Source organism: Kutzneria sp. 744 (assembly GCF_000568255.1).
Classification (GTDB): Bacteria; Actinomycetota; Actinomycetes; order Mycobacteriales; family Pseudonocardiaceae; genus Kutzneria.
Window position 1 is genome coordinate 10500120 of sequence record NZ_KK037166.1, and the last position, 4747, is coordinate 10504866.

The 4747-nt window shown below is 71.4% G+C and carries 5 protein-coding genes; all 5 read right to left on the reverse strand.

The genetic code is table 11. The features are described 5' to 3' along the window. A partial coding sequence (locus tag KUTG_RS57475; RefSeq protein WP_198047901.1) for a universal stress protein occupies window positions 1-185 on the reverse strand: 185 nt, incomplete at its 3' end. Window positions 186-200: 15 nt separating this feature from the next. Further along, a complete protein-coding gene (locus KUTG_RS47700; RefSeq protein ID WP_052396290.1) occupies window positions 201-1712 on the reverse strand; it encodes a hydrogenase large subunit in 1512 nt (503 codons plus the stop codon). After that, window positions 1709-2395, reverse strand: a complete 687-nt coding sequence (locus KUTG_RS47705) for a proton-conducting transporter transmembrane domain-containing protein (RefSeq protein ID WP_232241326.1) — start codon at window positions 2393-2395, stop codon at window positions 1709-1711. The genes KUTG_RS47700 and KUTG_RS47705 overlap by 4 nt, the downstream gene beginning before the upstream one ends. Next, on the reverse strand, window positions 2392-3264 hold the full coding sequence (locus KUTG_RS47710) for an NADH-quinone oxidoreductase subunit C (protein ID WP_084580695.1): 873 nt from the start codon (window positions 3262-3264) through the stop codon (window positions 2392-2394). Before KUTG_RS47710 ends, KUTG_RS47705 begins: the two co-directional genes overlap by 4 nt. Beyond that, a partial coding sequence (locus KUTG_RS47715; RefSeq protein WP_369794600.1) for a proton-conducting transporter transmembrane domain-containing protein occupies window positions 3261-4747 on the reverse strand: 1487 nt, incomplete at its 5' end. The genes KUTG_RS47715 and KUTG_RS47710, both read right to left, overlap by 4 nt.

The window sequence follows — 4747 nt, forward strand, 5'->3', positions numbered from 1 at the left end:
AGGTACTCGCCCGTCGCTGTGGGGTGACGGGGCGGGTCGGCCGGCGGCGGCCGGAGCACGTACACCAGTCGCAGCGGCACGCGCCGGCGCACCGCTTCGGCGGTGGCCCACCGCTCCGCGTGCCGCGCGCACGTCGAGCCGTCCACGCACGCCACGATCGGCATGGGGTCGGGCTCGCTCGTCATCTCCGGTGGCGCCGTCTACAGGTCGTTGCCGGCGTAGGACAGGTTGAAACTTTTGTTGACCAGGGGGAAGTCCGGCACGATCGTGTCGGCCAGCGCGACCGGCAGGGCGGGCCAGTTGACGAAGCTGGGGTCGACGATCTTCACCCTGCTCAGGGTGCCGTCGGCGGCGAGTTCGACGCGGTGCACGATGATGCCGCGCCATCCCTCGACGATCCCCACACCAGAGCCGGAGACGGGGCCCGGGGTCGCCGTCGGCGGTGTCTGGTCGTGGTCGCGGGCGTCGTCGAGCACGCCGGTGATCACCGCGATGGACTCCTGGACCTCTCCGGCGCGGACCAGGAACCGGGACAGGACGTCGCCGTCGGTGCGGCTGTGGGTGGCGCGGGGCAACGGCGGGGTCAGGAACGGGTGGTCGTGGCGGGCGTCCGTCGTCAGGCCGCTGGCTCTGGCGACGTAGCCGAGCGCGCCCAGGTCGGCGGCCTGAGCCGCGGTGAGCACAGCGGTGCCGGCAAACCGGTCATGGACGACGCTGTGGTCCAGGGCGAGCGCGACCACCTCAGCGATGTCGGTGCCGATGGCCGCCAGCACCATGGGATCGGGCGGTCGGACGAGGGTGGCTCGGCCGGGGTGGATCGCGCCCCGCAGCAGCCTGTGACCCGTCACCTCGTCGTTGATCCGCAGGAGTTGTTCCCGGATCCGCTGGGCGTGGGCGTTGAGGATGCCGTGCCCGACGTCGTTGCACAGCGCGCCGATGTCGGTGACGTGGTTGTAGAGCCGCTCCAGTTCCAGCAGGATCGCCCGACTCCGCCGTGCCGCCGGCGGGACGGGGATGCCCAGCGCGTCCTCGACGGCCAGACAGAAGGCGAGATTGTGTCCGACGGCGGTGTCCCCGCTGACCCGCTCGGCCAGCTCGATGGCCTGGTTGACACGCCGGCCCTGGAACAGTTTCTCGATGCCCTTGTGCACGAACCACAAGCGGGCCTTGAGGTTGAGGATGGTCTCGCCGACCACGGAGAACCGGAAGTGCCCGGGTTCGATCATCCCCGCGTGCACCGGGCCGACCGGGATCTCATACACCCCAGGGCCTTCGACCGTCCTAAAAGGATAAGGGCCGTCGACGGCGCCGAACGCGGGCGGGTCACCAGCCTCGGCCAGCATCGGATTCCAGCACCGCGGCCAGTGGAAGTGCCGGACCAGCCGCCGGGGCAGCGGATGGTCGTCGGGCACGATCCCGTACAGGTCACGCATCTCCCGCTCGAACCGACCGGCAGGAAAGGACATCCCGGCCAGGCTGGGCACGTGCGGGTCGGCCGGGTCCAGCGGCACATGCAGCTCGACCCGGTGGTCGGTGGCGGCGTCGGTGAACAGATACACCGCGCGCAGCCCGTCGCCGTCGTCGTGACCGGCCACCAGCGCCACCCGGTAACCGGAGTCCAGCAGCGACAAAGCGCGGCCGGGCAACTCGTCGGGGGCGATCAGCTGGGCGGTGCGGCGGTGGCCGACCAGCTCGCCGAAAGTCCGTGTCATGGTGTCCCCGTCAGGATGGTGGCGGCCGAGTGCAACAACGCGGTCAACGGTCCGGCGGTGACTCCGAGCCCGGCGCAGACCACCAACCCACCCACCAACGCGGCCGCGGCCAACATCGGCAGCCGGGGCGCGGCGGTGGCCGCGCCGGGCCCGTCGGGTGGGCTGCCCAACAGCATCCGACTGGTATGGGTGACCAGCGCCGCTGCGATGACCAGCACCAGGGCGAGCGCGGCGGTGGTGGCCCAGCCCAGCCCGGTGGCGAAGCCGGCGCGGGCGATGCCCAGTTCGCTGGCGAACACGCTGAACGGGGGCAGCCCGATCAACGCGAGCACCCCGAACCCGAGACAGCCGGCCAGCAGCGGCTGACGCGCCGCGAGACCGCGGACCTCGCCGATCTGGCTGGTGCCGGTGGTCTGTAGGACGCGGCCCGCGCCCACGAACAGCACGCCCTTGGCCAGGCCGTGGCCGAGGATGTGCAGCAGCACCGCGGCCACCGCCAGGGGGCTGCCGGCGGCGGCGCCCAGGGCGAGCAGGCCCATGTGCTCGATGCTGGAGTAGGCCAGCATCCTTTTGTAGTCGCGCTGGGCCAGCAGCAGCGACGCGGCCAGCAGGAGGGAGGCCAGCGCCATGACGATGAGCAGGGTGCGGGCGAAGCCGGTTCCCAGCGCGGCGTCGGAGATCACTTTGGTTTGACGGCAGTAGGAATCAGTTGTTCCCGGATCCGCTGGGCGTGGGCGTTGAGGATGCCGTGCCCGACGTCGTTGCACAGCGCGCCGATGTCGGTGACGTGGTTGTAGAGCCGCTCCAGTTCCAGCAGGATCGCCCGACTCCGCCGTGCCGCCGGCGGGACGGGGATGCCCAGCGCGTCCTCGACGGCCAGACAGAAGGCGAGATTGTGTCCGACGGCGGTGTCCCCGCTGACCCGCTCGGCCAGCTCGATGGCCTGGTTGACACGCCGGCCCTGGAACAGTTTCTCGATGCCCTTGTGCACGAACCACAAGCGGGCCTTGAGGTTGAGGATGGTCTCGCCGACCACGGAGAACCGGAAGTGCCCGGGTTCGATCATCCCCGCGTGCACCGGGCCGACCGGGATCTCATACACCCCAGGGCCTTCGACCGTCCTAAAAGGATAAGGGCCGTCGACGGCGCCGAACGCGGGCGGGTCACCAGCCTCGGCCAGCATCGGATACCAGCCCCGCGGCCAGTGGAAGTGCCGGACCAGCCGCCGGGGCAGCGGATGGTCGTCGGGCACGATCCCGTACAGGTCACGCATCTCCCGCTCGAACCGACCGGCAGGAAAGGACATCCCGGCCAGGCTGGGCACGTGCGGGTCGGCCGGGTCCAGCGGCACATGCAGCTCGACCCGGTGGTCGGTGGCGGCGTCGGTGAACAGATACACCGCGCGCAGCCCGTCGCCGTCGTCGTGACCGGCCACCAGCGCCACCCGGTAACCGGAGTCCAGCAGCGACAAAGCGCGGCCGGGCAACTCGTCGGGGGCGATCAGCTGGGCGGTGCGGCGGTGGCCGACCAGCTCGCCGAAAGTCCGTGTCATGGTGTCCCCGTCAGGATGGTGGCGGCCGAGTGCAACAACGCGGTCAACGGTCCGGCGGTGACTCCGAGCCCGGCGCAGACCACCAACCCACCCACCAACGCGGCCGCGGCCAACATCGGCAGCCGGGGCGCGGCGGTGGCCGCGCCGGGCCCGTCGGGTGGGCTGCCCAACAGCATCCGACTGGTATGGGTGACCAGCGCCGCTGCGATGACCAGCACCAGGGCGAGCGCGGCGGTGGTGGCCCAGCCCAGCCCGGTGGCGAAGCCGGCGCGGGCGATGCCCAGTTCGCTGGCGAACACGCTGAACGGGGGCAGCCCGATCAACGCGAGCACCCCGAACCCGAGACAGCCGGCCAGCAGCGGCTGACGCGCCGCGAGACCGCGGACCTCGCCGATCTGGCTGGTGCCGGTGGTCTGTAGGACGCGGCCCGCGCCCACGAACAGCACGCCCTTGGCCAGGCCGTGGCCGAGGATGTGCAGCAGCACCGCGGCCACCGCCAGGGGGCTGCCGGCGGCGGCGCCCAGGGCGAGCAGGCCCATGTGCTCGATGCTGGAGTAGGCCAGCATCCTTTTGTAGTCGCGCTGGGCCAGCAGCAGCGACGCGGCCAGCAGGAGGGAGGCCAGCGCCATGACGATGAGCAGGGTGCGGGCGAAGCCGGTTCCCAGCGCGGCGTCGGAGATCACTTTGACCCGCAGGATCGCGTAGAACGCGACCGACAGCAGCACTCCGGACATCAGCGCCGACACCGGTGCCGGGGCTTGGGAGTGCGCGTCGGGTAGCCACGCGTGCAGCGGCGCCAAGCCGGCCTTGGCGCCGAACCCGATCACCAGCAGCGCGACGGCGATCCGCGTCACCCCCGGGTCCAGGGTGTGCGCGCTGGCGACCAGCCCGGCCCAGTCCAACCCCGGCATGCCGGGGGCGTGCAGGGCGGCGTAATTGAGCAGCAGCGTGCCCAACAGAGCCAGCGCGATCCCGGTGGAGCAGATCACCACGTACTTCCACGCCGCCTCGACCGCCGACTTGCCGCGGCGTTGCCCGACCAGGAACGCGGTGACGATGGTGGTGGCCTCGATCGCGATCCACAACACGCCGAGGTCGGCGGCCAGCACCGCCAGCGCCATCGCGGCCAGAAACGCCTGCACGAGCAGGCTGTGCCGGGTCGCGGTGCGGGTGCTCGCGCGGTCGGCCTGGATCTCCGCGGACAGGTACGCCGGGGTGGCCGCGGTGGCCAGCAACCCGACCGCGCCGATCACGATCAGCATGAACGCCGACAGAGCGTCCACCCGCAGCAGGCCGGACAGCGCGGTGTGCGGGCCGGCCGTGCCCGCCGCGATAGCAGTGCCGATCGCGGCGGCCAACACCAGCGCAGCGCTGGCGGCACTGAACCACCTGGTGGCCACATGCCACCCGACCACCAGATACACCACGGCGCCCAGCACCGGCGCCAGCACGGGAACAAGCATCAACAGGGTGATCATCAGTC

Coding starts and splice junctions, on each gene's coding strand:
- KUTG_RS47700 (WP_052396290.1), bottom strand. CDS start 1,712: ATGACACGGACTTTCGGCGAGCTGGTCGGCCACCGCCGCACCGCCCAG.
- KUTG_RS47710 (WP_084580695.1), bottom strand. CDS start 3,264: ATGACACGGACTTTCGGCGAGCTGGTCGGCCACCGCCGCACCGCCCAG.